Annotated in this window: 3 protein-coding genes; all 3 read left to right on the forward strand. The window is 64.7% G+C overall.

Annotated features, from left to right (window positions below; all coding sequences use genetic code 11):
- Positions 1 to 171 precede the first annotated feature (171 nt).
- Positions 172 to 564, forward strand: coding sequence for a protease inhibitor I42 family protein (locus G1E_RS07795; RefSeq protein WP_009684752.1), 393 nt, complete (start codon positions 172 to 174; stop codon positions 562 to 564).
- Between the two features lie 88 nt (positions 565 to 652).
- Entirely contained in the window at positions 653 to 1,396 is a 744-nt protein-coding gene (cmoA, locus tag G1E_RS07800) for a carboxy-S-adenosyl-L-methionine synthase CmoA (RefSeq protein WP_009684753.1), read from the forward strand.
- Positions 1,393 to 1,758: DUF1698 domain-containing protein (locus G1E_RS29310; RefSeq protein WP_009684754.1), on the forward strand; the 366-nt coding region annotated here is incomplete at its 3' end. The genes cmoA and G1E_RS29310, both read left to right, overlap by 4 nt.

Here is a 1,758-nt window from a genome sequence, read left to right on the forward strand (position 1 = left end):
CCTTGTGGCAAACACCTGTCAGCCCTGACGCGATCCCTGTGGGAGCCCGGCTTGCCTGCGATGGGCCGCACAGCGGCCCCAACCGCTTGACTGACCGGCATCAGGCACAAGCCCCACAAATTTCCTTGATCATCGGTTATCCTCAGGCCATCGCCAGCCTCCGGAGCCAACATGACCGCCCCTCGTCTGCTCGTTCCCCTGAGCTTCGCCCTGCTGGGCGCCTGCGCCCAGCAACCCACTCAACCCGTCGAACTGGACGCCGAAAGCGAGTGCCCCATCCGCCTGCAGGTTGGCCAGAACCTCACGCTGAGCCTGCCCAGCAACCCCTCTACCGGCTACCGTTGGCGTGTGCAGGACCCGGCAGCCGGTGTACTGCACAGCCTTGGCCCCGAGGTCTACAGCGCGCCAGACGACACAGGCATGGTCGGCAGCTCGGGCTTGTCCACCTGGCGCTACCAGGCCCACGCCCGGGGTGAAGGCAAGCTGGTGCTGGTCTACCAGCAGCCTTGGGCCACCGACGTCGCGCCCGTGCAAACCTTCGATTGCGCCCTTCGGGTCAACTGAGCTGCAGCGCCGGTCAGCCAATCATGCATCCAGGCCGCGGTTTGGCTAGAATGCCGCCCTTGCCTACCACCCGCAGCCTGGATCCGCCGTGAGCAAACAACCCGACCGCCTTTTTGCCCAACCCCTGGAGCAAGTGCCCGACTTCGTCTTCAACGAGGACGTGGTGCGCGTGTTCCCAGACATGATCAAGCGCTCGGTGCCGGGGTATCCAACCATCGTGGAAAACCTCGGTGTGCTGGCCGCACGCTTTGCCCAGCCGCATACCGCCCTCTACGACCTGGGCGCATCGCTGGGTGCGGTCACCCAGTCGCTGCGCCGGCATGTGCGCAGCGATGGCTGCCGGGTGATCGCGGTCGACAACTCCGCCGCCATGGTCGAGCGCTGCCGCCAGTACCTCACCGCCCAGGACTCAATGTTCCAGGAGCTGTTGCCGGTACAGGTGCTCGAAGCCGATATCCTCGCTCTCCCTTTCGAGCCCGCCTCGGTGGTGGCGATGAACTTCACCCTGCAATTCATCGCCCCCGACCAACGCCTGGCACTGCTTGCCCGCATCCGCCAGGCACTGCTGCCCGGCGGTGCGTTGATCCTGTCGGAAAAACTGCGCTTCGCCGATGAACAAGCCCAGGACCTGCTCAATGAGCTGCACCTGGACTTCAAGCGGGCCAACGGTTACAGCGAACTCGAAATCGCCCAGAAACGCAGCGCCATTGAAAATGTGATGCGCCCCGATACCCTCGAAACCCACCAGGAGCGCCTGCTTGCCGCCGGCTTCTCAAAAGTGGTGCCGTGGTTCCAATGCCTTAACTTCGCCTCGTTGATAGCCCTGCCATGATCGATCTGTCTCCCCTGGTCCGCCGCCTGGCGGGTACCCCCCTGGCTTCCTGGTCGCAAGGCCTGCAAGCGCAACTGCAAGCCAAGCTGGAAAAGGGCCACGGTGACCTGGACCGCTGGCGCGGTGCGCTGGAAGCCTTGCCCGCCGTGCAACCGAGTGAAGTCGACCTGGTCAACGGCCTGCGCCTGGACTGCGACTGCGACGCGGCCACCCGTGCACAGATGCGCCAGGCCTTGATGGGCCTGTCACCTTGGCGCAAAGGCCCGTTCGACCTGTTCGGCGTGCACGTCGACACCGAATGGCGTTCCGACTGGAAGTGGTCTCGCGTTGCCCCCCACCTGGATCTCAAGGGCAAACGTGTG

Origin of the sequence: Pseudomonas sp. TJI-51, assembly GCF_000190455.2 — a bacterium.
Classification (GTDB): Bacteria; Pseudomonadota; Gammaproteobacteria; order Pseudomonadales; family Pseudomonadaceae; genus Aquipseudomonas; species Aquipseudomonas juntendi.

Excerpts from the sequence above, each read along its gene's own strand:
- G1E_RS07795 (WP_009684752.1), top strand. The coding sequence starts at position 172 with ATGACCGCCCCTCGTCTGCTCGTTCCCCTGAGCTTCGCCCTGCTGGGC.